This is a genomic window from Sulfuricurvum sp. (genome assembly GCF_031427015.1).
GTDB lineage: Bacteria > Campylobacterota > Campylobacteria > Campylobacterales > Sulfurimonadaceae > Sulfuricurvum.
The window spans coordinates 138025-158225 of the sequence record NZ_JASJOW010000003.1 but is presented as its reverse complement, the minus strand read 5'-3'; the positions used below and the strand labels follow the sequence as shown (position 1 = coordinate 158225).

General features: G+C 39.7%; 15 protein-coding genes. 5 read left to right on the top strand and 10 right to left on the bottom strand.

The window, feature by feature from the left end; genetic code table 11:
- Positions 1-6: 6 nt before the first annotated feature.
- The 6 genes from RMO68_RS06075 to RMO68_RS06050 all read right to left on the bottom strand — a co-directional run bounded on the left by RMO68_RS06075 (position 7) and on the right by RMO68_RS06050 (position 13122).
- Complete coding sequence (locus RMO68_RS06075; protein ID WP_310439830.1) at positions 7-7788, bottom strand: Ig-like domain-containing protein; 7782 nt, start codon at positions 7786-7788, stop codon at positions 7-9.
- Positions 7789-7800: 12 nt separating this feature from the next.
- On the bottom strand, positions 7801-8373 hold the full coding sequence (locus RMO68_RS06070; RefSeq protein WP_310439829.1) for a hypothetical protein: 573 nt from the start codon (positions 8371-8373) through the stop codon (positions 7801-7803).
- Between the two features lie 106 nt (positions 8374-8479).
- Positions 8480-9586 (bottom strand): hypothetical protein, encoded by a 1107-nt coding sequence (locus tag RMO68_RS06065; RefSeq protein WP_310439828.1) that lies wholly within the window; start codon positions 9584-9586, stop codon positions 8480-8482.
- Positions 9583-10083 (bottom strand): GNAT family N-acetyltransferase, encoded by a 501-nt coding sequence (locus RMO68_RS06060; RefSeq protein WP_310439827.1) that lies wholly within the window; start codon positions 10081-10083, stop codon positions 9583-9585. Before RMO68_RS06060 ends, RMO68_RS06065 begins: the two co-directional genes overlap by 4 nt.
- Positions 10080-12125 carry a peptidase domain-containing ABC transporter gene (locus RMO68_RS06055; RefSeq protein ID WP_310439826.1) on the bottom strand — a complete coding sequence of 682 codons (2046 nt, stop codon included), beginning with the start codon at positions 12123-12125 and terminating at the stop codon, positions 10080-10082. The genes RMO68_RS06060 and RMO68_RS06055 overlap by 4 nt, the downstream gene beginning before the upstream one ends.
- A gap of 253 nt (positions 12126-12378) precedes the next feature.
- The gene (locus tag RMO68_RS06050; protein ID WP_310439825.1) at positions 12379-13122 is read right to left on the bottom strand and encodes an N-acyl amino acid synthase FeeM domain-containing protein; all 744 of its coding nucleotides are present in this window, start codon (positions 13120-13122) and stop codon (positions 12379-12381) included.
- 135 nt (positions 13123-13257) lie between these two features.
- Between RMO68_RS06050 and RMO68_RS06045 the strand changes: the two genes are divergently transcribed.
- Positions 13258-13947: a hypothetical protein gene (locus tag RMO68_RS06045; RefSeq protein WP_310439824.1), complete on the top strand. Its 690-nt coding sequence runs from the start codon at positions 13258-13260 to the stop codon at positions 13945-13947.
- Here RMO68_RS06045 and RMO68_RS06040 read toward each other — a convergent pair.
- The 3 genes from RMO68_RS06040 to RMO68_RS06030 are packed head-to-tail and all read right to left on the bottom strand — an operon-like array spanning position 13944 to position 17188.
- The gene (locus RMO68_RS06040) at positions 13944-14627 is read right to left on the bottom strand and encodes a response regulator (protein ID WP_310439823.1); all 684 of its coding nucleotides are present in this window, start codon (positions 14625-14627) and stop codon (positions 13944-13946) included. The two genes, RMO68_RS06045 and RMO68_RS06040, sit on opposite strands and share 4 nt — an antisense overlap.
- 55 nt (positions 14628-14682) lie before the next feature.
- A complete protein-coding gene (locus RMO68_RS06035; RefSeq protein ID WP_310439822.1) occupies positions 14683-15396 on the bottom strand; it encodes a response regulator in 714 nt (237 codons plus the stop codon).
- Positions 15368-17188, bottom strand: a complete 1821-nt coding sequence (locus RMO68_RS06030) for a 7TM diverse intracellular signaling domain-containing protein (protein WP_310439821.1) — start codon at positions 17186-17188, stop codon at positions 15368-15370. The genes RMO68_RS06035 and RMO68_RS06030 overlap by 29 nt, the downstream gene beginning before the upstream one ends.
- Before the next feature lie 230 nt (positions 17189-17418).
- Here RMO68_RS06030 and RMO68_RS06025 point away from each other — a divergent pair, with 230 nt between their 5' ends.
- Genes RMO68_RS06025 through RMO68_RS06010 form a run of 4 tightly spaced genes read left to right on the top strand, consistent with a single transcriptional unit; the run spans position 17419 to position 19984 of the window.
- Positions 17419-17763 carry a hypothetical protein gene (locus tag RMO68_RS06025; protein ID WP_310439820.1) on the top strand — a complete coding sequence of 115 codons (345 nt, stop codon included), beginning with the start codon at positions 17419-17421 and terminating at the stop codon, positions 17761-17763.
- 9 nt (positions 17764-17772) lie between these two features.
- On the top strand, positions 17773-18990 hold the full coding sequence (locus RMO68_RS06020; protein WP_310439819.1) for a nucleoside 2-deoxyribosyltransferase: 1218 nt from the start codon (positions 17773-17775) through the stop codon (positions 18988-18990).
- A complete protein-coding gene (locus tag RMO68_RS06015) occupies positions 18987-19589 on the top strand; it encodes a 7-cyano-7-deazaguanine synthase (RefSeq protein WP_310439818.1) in 603 nt (200 codons plus the stop codon). The genes RMO68_RS06020 and RMO68_RS06015 overlap by 4 nt, the downstream gene beginning before the upstream one ends.
- Entirely contained in the window at positions 19586-19984 is a 399-nt protein-coding gene (locus RMO68_RS06010) for a hypothetical protein (RefSeq protein WP_310439817.1), read from the top strand. Before RMO68_RS06015 ends, RMO68_RS06010 begins: the two co-directional genes overlap by 4 nt.
- On the opposite strand, the gene RMO68_RS06005 is transcribed toward RMO68_RS06010, so the two are convergent.
- Positions 19981-20160: an addiction module protein gene (locus tag RMO68_RS06005; protein ID WP_310439816.1), complete on the bottom strand. Its 180-nt coding sequence runs from the start codon at positions 20158-20160 to the stop codon at positions 19981-19983. The genes RMO68_RS06010 and RMO68_RS06005 overlap by 4 nt on opposite strands.
- Positions 20161-20201 lie beyond the last annotated feature (41 nt).

The window sequence follows — 20201 nt, the reverse complement described above, 5'->3', positions numbered from 1 at the left end:
ATATAGTTAATGATGGCACAAATTATTTTGTTCCGGTGTAAGCAACTGAGCTGCTATACCAAAAGCAGGACTGCTCAAAGTATCTTGAGCCGCTCCTATCGACATACGGAATAAATCCCCCTCTTTGGCATACGCAAATGCCAAATCTCCGCCCAGTGCCATTGAATCACTCGTATTCAAATGTTCTTGGAGCATCGTATTCATAGCATTCCATGCATTAAGACGCGGGTTGGATGCTTTAGCAGCATCAAAAGCGTCGACCAATGCTTTAAAGTCAAATGTCTCGATATGAGGCGTCTCTTCAACTGACCAACCGTGTCGTCCGAAATCATAGTCGTATTCAGATGAAACGATTTGTAGTGTATCGAAATTTTGGTTCGCCTCACCACCATACCAGCTTTTTAGTGTTACTTGTGAATTACATCCGATGTCGACGATCAAATCTGCCCCGTTTTTACGAAGTGAAATATCTCGATAATCGACATCATTGAGTGAGAGGGTATTATGTGCCCCTGCTGAGGGAAGGATCGTATCACGTCCATCACCTTTGTTAAATGCGAAGACATTGTATCCAGCCCCTCCGTTTAGGATATCGTTGTGATATCCTCCTGCAATAAAGTCGTTACCCTCACCGGCAGTAATCACATCGTCATGAGATCCACCTAACAATGCGTTATTTCCTAATGTATCAACCAATGTGTCTTCACCATTAGACCCACTGAGAATATCGATACCGCACCCGCCATCCAACATATCATTTCCTGTACTTCCGGACACTGTATCATTACCGCCTTGGGCATATATTTTATCCCCTCCACTTCCAGCATAAACAATATCATTTCCTGTGCCAGAGTAGATAATGTTGTTTCGACTATTACCGTAAATAATGTCATCATTACGCCCAGTAGTAATTGTTGTTTGACGATGGGATGCATACGTAACCTGCGTTTTAATCAGCAAGTCATCAAATGTTTTACTGCTGCCATCACTGAACATAAAATGCTCGATCGGTGATACGTAATTGCCTTTGGTATCTTTGGTAATGACAAAATCAAATCCTTGATCCGCTTGCTCGCATCCTCCTGCATTGAGTACTCTCACTTGCGCACTCAACACACCATCGGTATCAACGACACGAAGTGCTACGTTATCGAGACTGAATCCTTCAGTGAAATGTACCGTATCCTCTCCTGCTTCATCGCTGATCATATCAAGATCATCACTCATATTGATAATAAAGGTGTCATTCCCAAGTCCACCGATGAGAGTATCATTTCCGATCCCCCCTTCCAACGTATCATTACCTGCTTTACCGTCAAGTAAATCTTTACCGGCTCCACCTGAAATAGTGTTATTAGAACCGTTACCGATTAGGGTATTGTCCAGTCCGTTTCCTCCGGCGTTGATATTGCCATCTCCAATAAGGATGAGATTCTCGACGTTCTCCGGAAGTACATAGCTTACAGTGCTATAAATGGTATCAAGACCTTCGCTAACGTTTTCAAACACGGTATCATTTTCGGCATCGACGTAATAGTTATCATCTCCATCTCCACCGATCATCGTATCAATCCCCTCTTTACCGTCGAGGATATTATTCGCACTATTTCCGATCAGGGTGTTGTCCAGTACGTTTCCTGTACCGTCGATTGTCTCTGTTCCGACCAATGTCAAACGTTCTACATTATCCGAGAGAGTATAGGTGACGCTTGAAATCACGTGATCATCCCCTTCATTCAATCCTTCAGTAACGGTATCTCCGATATTATCGACGATATAGGTATCATCACCTGCACCGCCGCTCATTGCATCCATTCCCGATTGTCCATCGAGTCTATTATTGCCGCTATTTCCGATTAGAGTATTATCCAGCTCATTGCCATATCCGTCAATGTTGTCGGTGCCGATCAATTCCAGACGTTCGACATTTGCCGAAGCGGTATACGTCACCGTTGTTTTTATCGTATCGATCCCCTCGGCTATGTTTTCAAGCACAGTATCTCCGATAGTATCGACGTAATACGTATCATCCCCCGCGCCCCCGCTCATAGTATCCATTCCGGCTTTACCATCAAGTACGTTGTTCACGCTATTACCGATAATCACATTGTTCAGCTCATTTCCAGTAGCGGAGATATTATCCGATCCGCTAAGGGTAATATTTTCAACATGTTCAGGCAAAACGTAGCTTACTGAGGAGATGATCGTATCGATACCATTGTCCGCTGTTTCTACAGCAATGTCACCAATATTATCAACAACGTAGATATCGTTACCGGCATCAGCACTCATACGATCGGCTCCCGCTTTACCGTCAAGGACATTATCGGCGCTATTACCGATTAGAACGTTATCCAAGTTGTTTCCGGTTGCATCGATGGCATCGGTTCCGACCAGTGTCAAACGCTCCACGTTATCCGAGAGGGTATACGTAACGCTTGCAATTACATGATCATCTCCGGCATCGACCGACTCATATACAGTGTCTCCGACATTGTCCACGATATAGGTATCATCACCGCCGTATCCCGCCATCGCATCGCTTCCCGCTTTAGCGTCAAGTGTATTAGCCGCATCGTTACCTATGAGAATATTGCTCATGGCATTTCCGGTTCCGTCAATTGCATTACTTCCGCTCAACACCAAATTCTCGATTGTATCTTCGAGTGTCCGTGTCACGCTGGAACGAACCGTGTCAACTCCCTCACCTGCGTATTCGGTCACGATATCCTCAGTACTGTCGACAACGTAGAGATCATCCCCTTTGCCACCGATCATCGTATCGGCTCCCTCTTTAGCATCGAGGATATTATTGCCGCTGTTTCCGATCAGTGTATTATCTAAAGCATTTCCGGTAGCATTGATCGATGCTGATCCAGTGAGGGTCAGATGTTCGATGTTGTCTGATAGGGTATACGATACCGATGCTCGGACTGTATCTGTACCCTCCGTTGCGTTTTCGATCACTACGTCGCTGACGTTATCGACGATATAGAGATCATCACCGCTTCCCCCAATCATCGTATCTGCACCTATTCCGCCATTTAGGGTATCGTTCCCCCCTTTGGCTTCGAGGCGGTTATTGTTGGCATTACCGATGAGACGGTTGTCCGCATCGTTTCCGGTACCGTTGATCGCATCACCGCTGAGTGTGAGGTTTTCCAGTGTGGCTGCTAGGGTATAGTCAATCGAAGCAATTACTGTATCGTTCCCCTCATTTGCTACTTCGGTAACGATATCGGCTGTATTGTCGACGACGTAGGTATCATCTCCCGTGCCTCCAACCATCTCATCGGCTTCGCTACCGCCATCTAGCAGGTCGTCTCCCGCTCCGCCGTTGAGTAGATCGTATCCCTCCGTACCGAAAAGTTCATCGTTTCCGTCACGTCCGAAAAGTGCATCGTTTCCTCCTTCGCCGTAGAGCATATCGTTGCCCTCATCACCGCTAATGACGTCGTTACCGTATCCTCCGGTAACCATATCGTTGCCGCTTCCGGCAAAGACGACATCGTTCCCTCCATCAGCGAAGATCGCATCGTGACCATCACCGCCGAAAATCATATCATCTCCTAAACCGCCGTAAACGAGATCATCTCCCCCCTGGGCGAATACGATGTCATTATCGGCTCCGGCATAGACGATATCATTCCCCTCGCCCGCATCGATGACGTCATTTCCTCCGTCTTCGAAGATTACGTCATCACCACCGAATGCATTGATGATGTTGTTTCCGTTTTTGCCGAGGATTAAATCTTTATCCTCGGTACCGTTAATCTCTTCGCCATCAGGAGAGAATGGTGAAGCAACAACGCTTGACGTTGTACCCTCACTGTTATGAACCTGTGTCTCATTAGTATATTCGAGAGTCACGTCGGCGATCGCCATAGCACTGCCATCTCCCATCTGCATACTGCCAATACCGTGCAGCGTTTGCTCGTTGACGACCGAAAAGAGTCCGTCACTTGTCAATCCGACAGAAGCTACACCCATTTCACTCAATGTTTTAAACTCGCCGTCATCCGTGATGCCGTTTTGGTTGGTATCCTGCCAGATGCCGAATTTATCCCATTGTGCATCCGAAGCATTGAAGACTCCATCACCATTGGTATCAAATGCGTTCAGCCCTTCTAAATCGCTTTGCGCACCCTCTTTATAGCCAACAAAACTAATCTCAGATGCTTTTTCGATTTTTCCGTTACCGTCGCTATCAAATGCAAGTAATCCGTCACTTTCTGATACCCAGGCAGTGCGCCGTTTCCATCCATCACCCGTGACATCAAAAAAGACATTGGAATCATCTACACTGACAAACTCAAATCCATCACCGTTCAAATCGACGGCGATCGGTTTTTTACCGCCACCGCCACCCGGAGGAGTTGGCGGCGTATAATCACCGTAATGGTCGACGTATACAGTTTTTGTATACGATGCACCAGATGGGTCAGTGACTTTTACATCGAAAGCATCTGTCAATGTTGGAGAATATTCATCATAGTAATCTACAGGCACATTAGGGGAACTCCAAGCGGTATACTGGAACGTACCGTTTGAAGTCATCGATACGCCACCGTATTGAGGGTTGCCGACTATTTGATAGGTCAAAGATGCCGCCGAATTATCAATGTCAATTCCGATCACGGACCCACTACCTGTTTGCATTCCTGCACCATTTCTGCCATAAACGATATTAGCCCCGGACGGTGCATCGTTGATACCTTGCAATGTCACTGCAACATGCCCGGTTCCACTTTGACCGTTTGCCGTAGCAGTAGTCGTATAATCGAATCCTGCATCACTTCCGAAATAGTTGGCTTCAGGTCTGAAATGGACAAATCCATTTGCATCCACGAACCCACTGCCATGCCGGAAATTAGAGACTCCTGTCAGTTCCAAATCACGTCCGGTAAATCCTCCCAGCGTGTCGTTGGCTAACAGATCGGTACCGCTGACGATCATCTCGACATCTTCGTATCCGCTTATACCGTCTTGGTTTGCCTCTACCGCCGTCATATCGTCGATACGGGTCACCAACAATGACAAACCATCCGTACTTGAATCGATGAGTATCCCCTCCGGAACGACATTGACTTTTACCCCTGTCGTATCGGCTTCGAGATCGGGGCTAGAGAGGAGCTTTTTCACACCGTTTTGGGTGAAGGTGCCCATTGCGTAGTTGAGTTCGGTGATCCCGAGTTCATCCAGGGTCAGACTCTCTGCTTCGGCTTCTACGCCGTCACTATTAGCATCCTGCCACACACGCAGTTCGTTCCATACCGGGTCAGCTGCGGTGATCTTGCCGTCATAGTTGGCATCGACCCATCCCATCCCCGCCAGACCTCTACGTCCCAGTGCGACGGTAGAGTTGCTGAACATCTCCTGTCCGCTGTTGGTTTCGCCGTTGTAATCACGGTCAAGTGTGAGGAACGCGTCTCCGCTACCGACCCATCCCGTCTGTTTGAGATAGCCCGAATCGTCTACATCGAAGCTTACCCCTGAGGCAGCTTTGGAGAGGGTATCGATCATACCGTTACCGCTGAGATCGAGGGCAACTGGACGGAAAGTTTGCGTATCTCCTGTAATCTCTCCTGCGAGTTGTCCGTCACGTCCTGCGCGGGCTTCTTCGGTGAGTCCCGCTTTAGGATCGCCTGCATCGGTTTGTATTTTGGCAGTATTAACTTCCCACATAGGAGCGATAGCACTACGGGAGAGTGCAGAACGGATGATCGCTTCTCCGATAGATTGGTACGACTCGGGTGATCCTGCTGTAGCGTTGTACGGATTACCTGAGGTATCGAAGCGAAGAGAGGGATGCAGCTCAACTCCTGTAAGAGGATCGATATCGGTGTATCGGTATCCCGACATATCATAAGCCACACTCGGCATACGGTTAGGGATGATCCCAAGTGCGCTGGTAGGGTTGGTGAGCCGTTGTTGTTCGATAAGGGAGTTCATGGCGGTAATGACGCTTTGCATTACGCCGCTAACCGCCTCATTTCCTCCTGTTTCTCCGGCGCTTTGATAGGTAATACCGTTTCCGTTCCATACATACCGACCTGTTCCCCATGGATCGGGGATATCGTCGCCGCCGAAGAGACCGCTGATCATGCTGTAGACTCCGTAGGCAATGCCAACCCATTGCATTCCTGGAATTAATGACACTGCTGCTACGGCTATACCTACTTCATCCCCACTCTGAATAGCCAGTACAAGATTGAGATAAGGAAGAGCACCATCTGTCAAACCAAGTGCATTTGTCCCCATATGATCAATACCACTACCCATAAGCTGTTGTCCTATCTCATATGACAATCCACTCGTCGCACCAGCAAAACTGGCATAAGCACTTGCAGCAAAATTAATACTATTCACTGTCGCGCTAATTGCAGCCAGCGTATCACCACTTTTCAGTGCCGCATCTAAACTCATAATACTAAGAACTCCCGATGCAACACTAGATGCACCACTTAGTATTGTACTGCTTCCATGTGTTAAATCATTTGCTAGACGTAGTCCCGAAGTCACTATTGGTAAAGGTTCACCTGATTGGATTGCTTTGATAAGAGATAATGCGTCAATAATAGATGGACCATATGTTGAAACACCATCAATTAAATTACTAATTCCTGATGTGATTGGGGCAATTATTGCATTTATTTGTTTTTGCAAATCAATACTTAAACCTAAAATTGTATTAGGTTCTTCTTTGATCATTGTCCCATAACGATATAAGGATGCCAATTCACTATCAACCCCGAATGTCCCATCACCAGCCATAAAATCTGAATATTTGATTTCTCGATTTAATGTCTTGGTATAAAACCATTCACCCTCTACAGAGTTATGTATCACATACATTCCTTCATCTGTAGGAAGAGTAAGAGGCTGAATGATGTTTTGACCTAACATAGTGTTTAACACCGAAGCTGTCATATTGAAATTTAATGCAGGTAATCCATCTACATAATATCCGCCTCCAATGTCTGAATGAGCTCCGGTAACGGTTACATTCAAGTATCTTCCATCTTCGCTCATTCCAGGAGTAACAAGACTCATTGATGGAAACAATGTACGATACTCATTTGCCGCTGTAATTTGAAGAGCAGAAATAGTAGATGAAGATAGCGACAAATCACTACTTATTCCAGTTACAACAGGATCATATAGAATTACTGATTGGGCAATTGTGCCGGGTTGTTGAAGCACTTTGTCATATGTCGTAATCTGCTTCCATTGAGTCGGATCACCACTCGACATGTCTATAGAGATTACAGTTGAATCTGGGTCAACGATACCACGCTCATGAACCAACTGATTAAATTTTGCAATGACGGCAGAACCACGACTAAATCCCAATTCGCCTAATGAAATTTCAGCATTAGGATTTTCTATTAACCAATCTTTTGCTTGATAACAAAATTCTTTATATAATATTTCAGCTCGTTCATCATAAGAAAAACCAAAACCAGAATCCAAGCCACCATTTAAACCACCTTGTGTACCTGGACCTTCTTCATAAAAAAACCCTATATTAGAATTTGTTGCATTTATTGTTTCAAGCTGTCTACTTAAAATTCCTATGTTTGTTGCTGCACCCATTGCTGGATCATTAATATTATTCTCTGTACCATCTGCCAATGCTAAAAAAACACGTGAATTGATATTAGAAGTATCATATAGTTTAGGAAGACTCATTTGTTCAACTAAACGAATTGCAGTCATGTAGGTGTCGATTCCTGTCGATACAGGTATAGTTGTGACACCATCAATTAAAGTTGTCGTATCCGCCATTTCAATTCCTTTCTAATATATTTTTGAGAACATCAAAGTTCTATTACGATGGGAAGCTCTGTTAGACACATTACCGTCCTCGGGAACAATACTAATGTCGGCATCGCTATAAATACTAAGTGTTCGATCGTTAACTTCAATGACTATAAATGGTAATCTTGAAGTAGGTATAGGCCAATAAATACGATTAGGATCTTCTTTATTAGGAATAATTTTTCCTGGAAAAATTTCATCTAAATCGACCGTTGTATCAATAATACTATCATCCAATGCATGCCACTGAATTCTTAATGGACCTTCAAATGCTCGATAATATCCCATACCTCCACTTAAAAATTTAGTGTCATCATTTGATTTCTTTGATGGACAAATATCTCTTTGATGATTAGGGGTATATTCTCTATTATTTAATCCATGAGTACGATAATTACCATAACCAATTTTTAAATCACTTGCATCAAAACACTTTAATTTAATATTATGTTTCTCAAATGTTAAAACACCAGATTTTGCCATTGCACATCCTCCTAATGATAAAGTTGATAATATTAAAGTACTAAATAATGTACCTTGAACAATTTTCATACTGCTCTCCTAATCTCAATCAGATTATTAATGTACCCATATGTTTGGTCGGTTGCCGTAGCCCCCAGTTTATAGAGGCGGTTGATAAAATCAGCTGTGATATCCATTATTCATCTCCTTCGCATAGATTGATCATTTGAATGGTGCTCTCATTTTTGACACGGGGACCATCGGTATGTTTGTAGGCGATTTTGCATCCATCGGGGGATACCGCCAGACCTCGGTGAATATTGTCCAGTCCAGAACGTTCATTTCCGACGTACCAATCGTTGAGCCGTACGACCTGTTCTCCGCGAACTAGATAGGCTCCGCTATACATCTTACCGGGAGGCAGGGCATTAGCCTGTTCGTTTACAACAACAACTCCTTTTTTAGAGATAGCGGCTCGACTGGTGTATTTACTCCACCAGTAGGCATAAGGGAGCGGATAGTTCTCTACTGTCCCGTTTGGATGTAAAAATATCAATGCATCGGGACGGCTTGGGAGTTTACCGACCTTGTTTGCTCCGCTTAAAAGCATCTTAATGATATAGGTCTCTGCCCATTCATCCCACCAGACTCCCGATACATCTCCCGCTTTCAGCGGTAAATCAATCCGTTTTCCATCAGGTCGGATAACCCCTACCGGCGTTGAAGGGCGGGGATCGTTCTGGTCTTTTTTCCATCCCAGATCAACTACACCGTCTTGCTCGCGTAAGGGGTAAGTCCAGTTAGGAGTATTAGGTTTGAATGGTGGAGAGTTATATTTAAGACACATATGCATGTCACTATGCGTTGTAATAGGGTCTCCTTTCTGCCAAAAACGTTTAACTTTCTCTTTATGTTCAAATCCATTGAATCCATAGGCACTTTCTTGGGATTGCGCTCCATCGTTATAATATATACTTGAATATCCATTATACGAACACCACAACATCCCATCATGATAGGGAATGATTTTGTCTTTTTTTGTATCCCAAATTACCGTTTCACCGCTAAAAACAAAAGGCTTGAATGAAGACGCCTGCAAAAACGGCTCCCCTTTTTTCAGACGGGTAAAGATCACTCGGTCGTTATCAAGCCATGAAACGACGCTGGGGCAATCGGTACATACCTCTTCACCGCTTTTATGGATTGTATACGGGTAATCTTTTGTCGGGAACGGACCGCTGAATTCGAAGGCGTATCCGTAACAGCCTAATCCAAAAAGGATTAGCCGAAATAGTGTTTTCATTTTTGTTCTTCTCCTTTATTGGATTGATTGAGTGCCAACGCATAATTCCCACCCGTCTGAACAAACCCTAGACGTTTCATATAACGGTCCATAATCGATAAGTTATTCCCGCTATTGATTCCGGCATACAGTTCGACTGCACCACGGTTCTCAGCCCATTTTCTGAATGCGCTAAGAAGCCTAAGCCCAGCACCGCTCATTCTATGTTCTTGTAAGACCCCGATAATGACTATCGAAGCAATTATTTGGTCTGAAAAAATATGTTGCTCCGTCGAACCAATCAGTAGACCGACAATTTTATTTTTGCTGTTAACAGCAACAAAAAGACAATGTGTCTTGTTTTTATCTTGCCCTATCTGTATGATCGAATTTACTTGTTGCGTCACACGTTTATGATCAAATTCATACAGTTGTCCAAACCTGCTTAGTCGCTGAATTTCATATCCTACTTCTACAACTTGTGGTATATCTTCAACTGTTGCAAATCGTATTGTCATGCTGGCAGTGCCTCCTGTGATGGTTGGGATTCTCCGATCTGGACAAGTCGGTCTACTTTCAGATTTTTCGGAAGTCCATGGGTGATAAAGAGCATTGTTACTTTGCCGTGCAGCTGATTGACCGTCGTGGCAAAGTGCTCTGAGGTTTGTTCATCGAGCGCACTCGTTGCTTCATCAAAAATGAGAATTTTAGGCTGTTTGAGCAATGCACGTGCAATAGCCAAACGCTGACGCTGACCGCCGGAGAGTCCTGAGCCTCGCTCACCGATAACGCTTTGGTATCCGTCAGGGAGGGTTTCGATCGTCTCATGAATCTCAGCGAGTTTGCACGCATGGATAATTTGTTCAAACGTGGCATGCGGATTGGCGGCGAGAAGATTATCGTAGATCGTACCGGAGAAAAGAACCGTTTCTTGAGGCACTACGCCGAAATAGTGACGTAATTCGTTGGCGGAATAGTTTTGAATATCGTTTCCGTCGATACGAATCCGTCCGTCACTGGGTTGATAAAATCCCTGCAGCAGTTTGGCAAAAGTGCTTTTTCCCGATCCCGAGGGTCCCATAATCGCCACGGTAGAACCCGGAATAATAGATAGGTTAAAATCACGATATAAAAATGGGTGCTGCTCACTGTGACGAAAGCTAAGTCCTTCAATCTCTATGAGTCCTTTACCTTCTCTCAGACGTGAGGGCTGAATGGAGTACGGTTCAGTCGGAGCGTTCATCACATCCCCAAGACGTTTAACCGAGAGATCAGCCTGCTGAAACTGCTGCCATAATCCGACCAAACGCATCACCGGCTGAGAGAGTCGTCCTGCGAACATCTGAAACGCTACCAACATTCCTATCGTGAACTCAGTGCTGCTCATAACCATATAGGCTCCAACGACCAAGATAAGCAACGTCAAAAATTGCTCCATAAAACCTGCAATCGTGTTATACGTGTTGGAGAGTTGTTTTGTCTTGAATGTTGCGAGAAGGTATTCAGATAGATAGTCCGAATATCGGTTACGTAGCTGTGGTTCCATCTGCAAACTTTTTACCGTTTCGATACCGGAAACATACTCGGTTAAAAAAGCTTGATTTCGAGCACCCAGCAAAAATTGCTCATTGAGTTGATTTTGAAATAATGGGGCAACGAAGAAACTCATCAGTGCAATACTACCCAGAACCGCCAATGCGATGAGGGTCAGCATCACGCTGTAATAAAACATTATTCCTACAAAAATCAGTAAAAAGGGAAAATCGAGGATTAACGTCACCGCAGCCGAAGCAATAAACTCGCGTATCGTCTCAACGCCATGCAGTCGCGCGGCAATCACCCCGGTAGGGCGATGTTCAAAATAGCGGGGAGGCAGTTTGAATAGATGATCGAACACTCCTGCGGCAAGTACCGCATCGACCCGATTTCCAGTATGGAGAACCAAATACTGGCGTACCCATGAGAGGATTGCCGAAAAGACCATGAAAACTGCCAACCCGATCGCAATAACAAAAAGGGTACTCTCGGTACGATGGACAACAACCTTATCGATGATAGTTTGGGTAAAGAGCGGCGTCCCCAATGCCAAGAGCTGAATCACGAGTGATGCCATCAGTACATCTCGCCACACTTTTTTATGTTTTAACAGCTCAGGAACGAACCACTTAAATCCAAATGACCCCTTTTCATCCTCTAGGGCATCGGGATCATCCAATTTTCCCATCGATTTGGCCGCTAAAACAACAGAACCTAGATAACGCTCAGAAAATGCTTCCAAGGATAGTTTTACGGCAGCATTCGTTCCCGGTTCAAACAATACGACTTGCTCTGATGAAGCATCCGAGATAAGTACTACAGATGCACCCGAACCGTCTTCAGAATTCTTTGGTTTTACAAAAGCGAAACAGGGAAAAGAGAGATTTTGGAGTTTATGGGGTAAACATGTGATATTTTTACTTTTAAATCCAATATGGCGGATTGCCCGGATAAAAGCATCACTCGTATGAGGTAATGGAAATTGATTAAGAACCAGTTTAGGATCAAAAGCTACACGATTCAACGCACATAGACTTCCTAAACCCCATACGAATTCATCCGTGTGAAGGATATATGTATGAGTTTTGTTGGTTGATGATATGGAAAACTTAGATGTAATACGTTTAAGCATTCAGCATCCAATGGCAGACATTAAAAAACACAACTAATTGTTCCTTATAATTTTTAATACAAATTGTATTTTAAAGTTATCATAGTTTGCGTCACATTTTTTCAATTTAGCCTATATATAAAGCCGAAAATACTTTTTTTTGAATTTATTCTAGAAAGTGTTTTTTAAAAAAAGGGGATATTTCTTTCGGGTTCCATGAAGTGACTACAACATCGTAGTCTATATGTCCATAACCCTTCAATTCTTTTTCCACCTTAAACCCGCCAAACTTTGAATACAATTTAAAGTGACTTTGTTTCATAGCAGATACGGATGCGTTTATAGGATTATTTTCAAGTATCCGATAAATTCCTCGTGTTAAATATTTAAATTCCAAATTTAATCCGGATTTATCCTGTTTTGTAACAAGTCTGGATACTTCTCCTATAGAGGAATATTCTTCCCTTATATAGTCTAATGAATACTTTTCATCTGTAGGGAGTTTTTTATGGGTATCAAAAATAAGCCTGCATGTTCCGCTCAATTCATTGTTCGCTTTACAAAATATAATTGCGGCATGGTGATCAAATGTATCAAAATTTAAACCGCTTATACTATCCGGGAACTCATTCTCATATTTTAAGCTACCAAAAATATCACTTCGAAGTTTAAATACTTCAAGTAGTTCCTCAGCATTGTTTACAAGATGAACATTTTCTTCTTCATGATTCCAATTAAGACTTCTATTAAAATCCAATGTCTTTTCAATTGTACTTTCTAAAAAAACTCTTTGTCGAAATTGTTCTAAAATACTTATATTGTTTTGAGCTTCATGATGATCATTGTCAATTCGAAGTTCTAGTATTTCTTTTAGCTCTCTGAACACTTTATTTTTATTTATGTAGAACATGATTTCTCCTTATTTTTTTAAAGAGAAATTCTAAATATTAGCCGTCACAGTTAACGTTACTATTAACATCACGATAAGTATCACGTTTTAAAATTGAAATTTTTGATGTAGAATATTGTTTTCAAGGGGAAAAATTTGAAGCAGATTGCTCTAGTTTTACTGATCGTAATGAACTTATTTGCGGAAGAAAAAAATTTACATCTTTTTACAATTGAAAATCTCCGCTACGATTACACAGCAACTACAGAATCGCTTAACGATACACAGATATCTTATGATCTTCCTAGTCTCAACTATGTTTTTATGAATAAAAAATATCTAGCCTTAGCATCTTTTAAATACAGTCCTAAACAACATATTGGAAATACTGTTTTGGGAACTACAAATATTGACTTTGAACAAAACGGGCTGAAATATGAACTGGGAGCCGGATATAAGTATTACTTAACAGAGACCCTATATATAGGCCCTGCATTATTATTTAGCAATTCACACTCTACGCTTTATCAAATCATTAACAATAATGTAACGAAAACTGAAAAATATGATACTGATTTAAGAGCTTATTTTATAATGGGCTTGAATATTACCCATTCAACAATGTTGTTTTCTAGTTTAGAACTTAAAAATGATTTGCTGAGTAATGATTATGCGAAAGACTATTCACAATATAACACCTCTATGACTTTGTATCAATTTTTTTCTCCACAATTCTTTTTATATTTAAAATATGAACAATCATTAAGAGACAAAAACATACAAAATAATATTTCTGGAAATGAAAATTATAAAGGCTATGGAGCAGGCATTGGAATTAACTTTTAAACTTTCAATTTGAGTCCAAATGAGGGTATGGTCTCTATAAGCTCATAGTGTAGTTTCCCTCTTAATCTATAGAGTAATGTCCTATAAGACCCTGTAGATACAGGATAACCCCAGATCAATTTTTCCAATGTTTTAAATGGTACAATATTCCCTTTTACTTGAACCAGTTTAGTGAGTAGGATTTTTTCCTTCGGACTTAATTTTATAGGCTCATTTTTATAATACAAAAGCTCATACTCCACATCATAATAATACCCTGCTCCGATATCCGTCAATCTATTGTCAACGACACTATTATTTTGATCTACTTTATTTTTATACAAACCTAATGCAATGGTTGAATTAAGATCTTCACGTTTAAATGGTTTTTGTAAGTAACCGACAGGATCAGTTTGAATAGCTCGCTCTATCGTTTTGGAATCTGAATCGGCTGTTAAATAAATAACCGGTATATCTTGCGTCATTTTAATTTCTTGTACTGTTTCTATGCCATCTTTGTAACTATTTAAATTTATATCCATTAAAATGAGATCGGGCTTATTTCTTTTTACACTTTGTATCGCATCTTTGTAATTAGTCACGACAGCAGATACTTCATATCCGATTCGCTCGATAACTCTTTTAATTTCCATTGATACGATCGCTTCATCTTCTACTATCAAAATTTTAGAATTATTCATTGTGCAACTCCTAAAAATTTTTTAGCAGTTTAATGGGTATCCATCACAAAGAATATCACTTTTGTTGAACTTCCAACTTTAACCCAAACGTAGGAATAGTGTCAATGAGTTTATGATCTAATTTAGTGCGTAATCTATAAACTAAGTTTCTAAATGTGTTTTCAGACACTACTTCATTCCATATAAGATGTTCCAGTTCTCTAAATGTGACAATATGCCCTTTTGCTTGAACCAGTTTAGTGAGTAGGATTTTTTCCTTCGGACTTAATTTTATAGGCTCATTTTTATAATACAAAAGCTCATACTCCACATCATAATAATACCCTGCTCCGATATCCGTCAATCTATTGTCAACGACACTATTATTTTGATCTACTTTATTTTTATACAAACCTAATGCAATGGTTGAATTAAGATCTTCACGTTTAAATGGTTTTTGTAAGTAACCGACAGGATCAGTTTGAATAGCTCGCTCTATCGTTTTGGAATCTGAATCGGCTGTTAAATAAATAACCGGTATATCTTGCGTCATTTTAATTTCTTGTACTGTTTCTATGCCATCTTTGTAACTATTTAAATTTATATCCATTAAAATGAGATCGGGCTTATTTCTTTTTACACTTTGTATCGCATCTTTGTAATTAGTCACGACAGCAGATACTTCATATCCGATTCGCTCGATAACTCTTTTAATTTCCATTGATACGATCGCTTCATCTTCTACTATCAAAATTTTAATACTACTCAAGTTTGCTCCAGACAACTTCAACGCGGACTCCATTGTGTGAATCTGTTGAGATTTTCCCTTTTAGTTGACCATACACTAAACTCTCTACCAGTTCTAAACCTAAAGAATTCGTTGTTCTGCACTGATCATAACCAATGCCATTGTCACTGACAATCAGGCTATATACATTATCTTTTTCATCTAAACTGATGCTGATTGTCCCTATGTCATCTTTAAAAGCATATTTGCACGCATTTGTGACTAATTCGTTCACAATCAGTCCGCAATAAATAGCTTGGTCGATTTCTAATGACGCATGGATTTGATAGTTGATCTCCACTATCATCTCATAACTCTCTTGTATATCTTCAACGATACTATGAAAATATTGAAATGCATTGACGTCTGAAAATAATTCTTCTTTATACAATAGCTCATGGAGATGACTCATTGTACTTACCCTGTTTTGAATAGTCGTAAATGCATCTTGCAGTTTTGTATTGTCAAATTCATCGCTTTGCATTCTAATGAGAGAAAGTATGGTCTGCATATTATTTTTAACTCTATGATTTAATTCATTCAATAACAGTTGCTTGGTTGCAAGTACCTCTTGCAAATCTTCTGTTTTTTTCAATACTTCATACTCAAGTTTTACCTGTTCATTTTTTTGTTGTTCCAGAAGTTTTTGATGTACACTATCTTTTTCTAACTGAAGTTGCTTAATTCGGTATGCTAAAGCAATAGAAAAAACAATAGCTTCCAAAACTACTAATATCTCTATAAAGTAATGTGACAATTTATATATATCAAACCAGCCGATGCTTGAAAGATACATTGCAATACCCGCCACAATAAAAAGAAACCATCCAAATAATATGAATTTAGCTTGAGAATCTTTTTTTAGTGCAGCATATACCGTAATAAAAAGAAGTAACAGAAGTAAAACAACAGAAAATAGATTTCTAAATTGATTAAATTCATTCGTAAATACAAAAATCAGCAGTGTAAACGGAAATAGGATTAAATAATAGTGGAGTAACTTTTTAAGCTTTGGATACCGATTCATTTCCAACATAGAGTTTGTAAATAAAGCAAGAGCAAAAGCCGGAATACCGACAATTATAGCCGCTGCTTTAATAATAAACTCATTGAGTCGAGCATCGAGTTGAAATATATGAAAAAAGCCAGTATACACTGTATGGTGAAAGGAAATGCCGATCATATAGGCAACATAATATAAATAGGATTTGTCTCTTGTAAAAAAATAGAGCGATAGGTTATACAAGGCCAAAGCGATCATTGCACCAAAAAAAAGTGCCAGTTTTTTTTGATGATCAATTTCTGCTTCATAAAATTGGTTAGTTTTCCATAATTTTAAATCCACTATTAACGTTGTTACCTCAGAGTAAACTTTAACAAAATAGGTTTTTTCTTCATGGGCTTCCAGATTGATTTTAAAAATAGGATTAATACTTTTTTGACCAAGATTTCCAGATAAAATCCCTGATGTTTGCGGCGAAAAATTTTCATCAGGAGAATAGAAAAAAATATTTGTTGTCATAGGATTGTTGTATTCAAGAAGCCTAGAAATTTTAGCATCTGTTGTGTTTTTTACAGTGAACTTGACCCATAGATCAAAATCGGGAGAGTAGCCCAACAAGAGTCTTTTTGTATTGTTTTGGTTAAACTGAATATTTCCATTTTTTATTTCATTAAACCCTAAACTACGTGTATGGTCAATATAAATTGAACTATTTTCCAAGACATCAAATGAAGTCGTTTCATTGCCCACTTCTATAATACTTGCATGCATAGAAGTAATCAACAAAATCATGAATAAAAAATATTTAATCAATTACACCCAACTTTAATAAGAATACAAAAACATTGAGCTATTATCTCTTTTTGACCCTACACTTCTTCTGAAAACAATATACCATTATTACCTTATGCAACTTATATCTTTTCTTATCATTCTACAAAATACCAATGTAAAAAATATTCGTGACGCTAATCATGATGCCATATGGTTAGAATAAAAAATTTCAATAATATGGAGTAACAATGTCAGGTAGTAGTTCAAGTGGAAGGTCATACAGTGGTGAAAGAAGTTTCGGAGGTTTAGGAACTCCATCTATTATGGACTGTTCCAATCTTCAAGGTTCAACAAAAGTCATTTCACCTACTATGATCTATTTTGCCAAAGCATCTATTGGGAGTAAGTTAAAAATTGAATTAAAGGATGAAATAGTTTCCTTACTTGATTCATCTGACAATGCTGTTGGTGGAATAAACCCTACTTGGATTACACTTCTAATTGATTGTCTAAAAAAAGGTAATAACTATGAAGCAACTATCAATGATATAAATGGAGCAGCAATTGATGTCTATATCCAACCAATCCATTAAGGGCTAACAATGATACATATAGTTGGAGGGTTTTATAAAGAGTTATGTTTATATCCTAATTGGGATTATAATTTTGGTTCTGGAGGTAGAGCTGTAGCTATTCTCTCTCACTTTGGTGAAAAAATTTGTTTGCATTCATATGTTCATTCAGAGAAACAAAGTGAATTTAACTACTTTGCAAAAGCTTATAATATAGATATACAATCAATATCTTCAAGCGAAATAATTAACTTTGAATATTATCATGCATTATCAGCTCCTAATATACATACATTAAATAATCCTATTGAAATTCAGAAGTCTTTTACACTAAATGAAGATATTATTATTTGCTATGGCATGATGGAAGCTGAAAATCCTATATTAAATGCAGACTATGTCATTTTTGATCCACAATCTGAAAACAATCCTTCTATGATTTTTGACAATGGATCAGATATCAATCATCTTGCTTTAGTTTTAAATGTTGAAGAAGGGAAAAAGTTTACTTCTAAAGAGAACATTGACGATATCGCCAAAACTCTCTTTGAAAGATCGAAAAACTTAGAAGTACTAATATTGAAAGATGGACCATTTGGTGCACATTTATTTTGTGAAAAACAATATACTCATATCCATGCATATGAAACAAAAAATGTTTTCAAAATAGGCTCTGGAGATGTTTTTGTTGCTGTTTTTGGATATTTATGGGCTCAAGATAAACTATCCCCCATTGAAGCAGCTCAAAAAGCATCTTTAGCTGTTGCGATGTATTGCAATAATCAAATTTTACAAATCGTCAAGGATTCTTTATCTAATGATGAATTTTTCAAGAAGATTGCAATAAACGAAGAAACTTTTACAAAGAAAATTTATTTAGCAGGTCCCTTCTTTACTATGGCTGATCGTTGGTTAATTGAAGAAGCAAAATTTCAACTGGAAAAATTTGGTGCCAATGTTTTTTCTCCACTCCATGATGTAGGTTATGGTAAAGCAGAAATTGTTGCTAAAGCAGATTTAAAAGGTATTGAAGAAGCTGATATTTTATACGCTGTACTAAATTATTATGATCCTGGGACTATCTTTGAAATAGGCTATGCAATTTCAAGAAATATTCCTGTTGTTATTTTTATTGAAAATAAAACACCAATCAATATGACTATGTTTGAAGGGTCAGGATGTATTATTGAGAGTGATTTTGCTTCATCAATATATAAGGTCATTTGGGGAGCATCAAAAACATTATGACAGGCTTATTATTATCTGGTGGTCTTGATTCCATATCTATTTTATATTGGCAAAGACCTGATATCGCTTTAACAATTGATTATGGACAAAACTGTGCTAAGGCAGAAATTAAAGCTGCTGAGTATGCTTGTAAAGAACTAAACATTGAACATCATATACTAAATATAGATTGTTCCGTACTCGGTTCTGGAGATTTATCTCAAAACTCACCTCATAAACTTGCATCTCAAACTGATTGGTGGCCCTTTAGAAACCAACTTTTAATAACTTTTGCTGCAATGTACTTAATTAAATTTAATATTAAAAAAATATTGATAGGTTCTCTAAAACCTGATGAGCAATTTAAAGATGGTACATCGCAATTCACTGAGCTAATAAATAATCTTGTTTCATTTCAAGAAGGAGAAATAACTATCGATGCGCCTGCAATAGCGATGACAAGTAGTGAATTGATTGAAAAATCAAAGATACCATTATCCATTTTATTATGTGCCCATTCTTGTCATACTGGAGATACTCCTTGTGGTCATTGTCGAGGTTGTAATAAATATACAGCAACAATTGATAAATTATTAAAACAAATAAGCAAAAATATATGACACTCTCTAAATCTCTCTACACCCGCGGAATCCAATGCTCCAAATCCCTCTGGCTTAAAAAATACAGCTCTGGGGTGCTGTCCCCTCCCGATGCTACCGCACTCGCACGGTTTGAGATGGGAAATATCGTCGGCGATCTGGCATGTGCCCTTTTTCCAAACGGTCGTGAAATCCCCTATATGGAGAAGAACTTCGCAGGGATGGCGGAGCTGACACGGGAGTGGATGGATGAGGGGTTAGGAAAAAAGAAAAAAGGGGACAGGCTACTTAAAAGAAAAAAGGGGACAGGCTACTTATTCCCATTCTCTACTCCACTCATTCTGATTGAAAATACCCAACATAACGATATTTTCACCGTCGATCAAATAAGGGATTGTGCAACCTCTGTGGATTAATTTGTATGCTTACCTAATCCATTTAAAAACTCTTCTATCTCTTCCCATTCCTCATGTAACGGCGTAGTCTCCATCTTTCCACTTTTATACTCTTCGATTCGGCGCTTAACCTCATCAGCATGCCACGGGAGGCGCTGTTCATTTATAATCGACTTTTTATCTTCAAGAGCGGTCAATATAATGCATCTTAATTAAAGGTATTAAAATCATAACACGG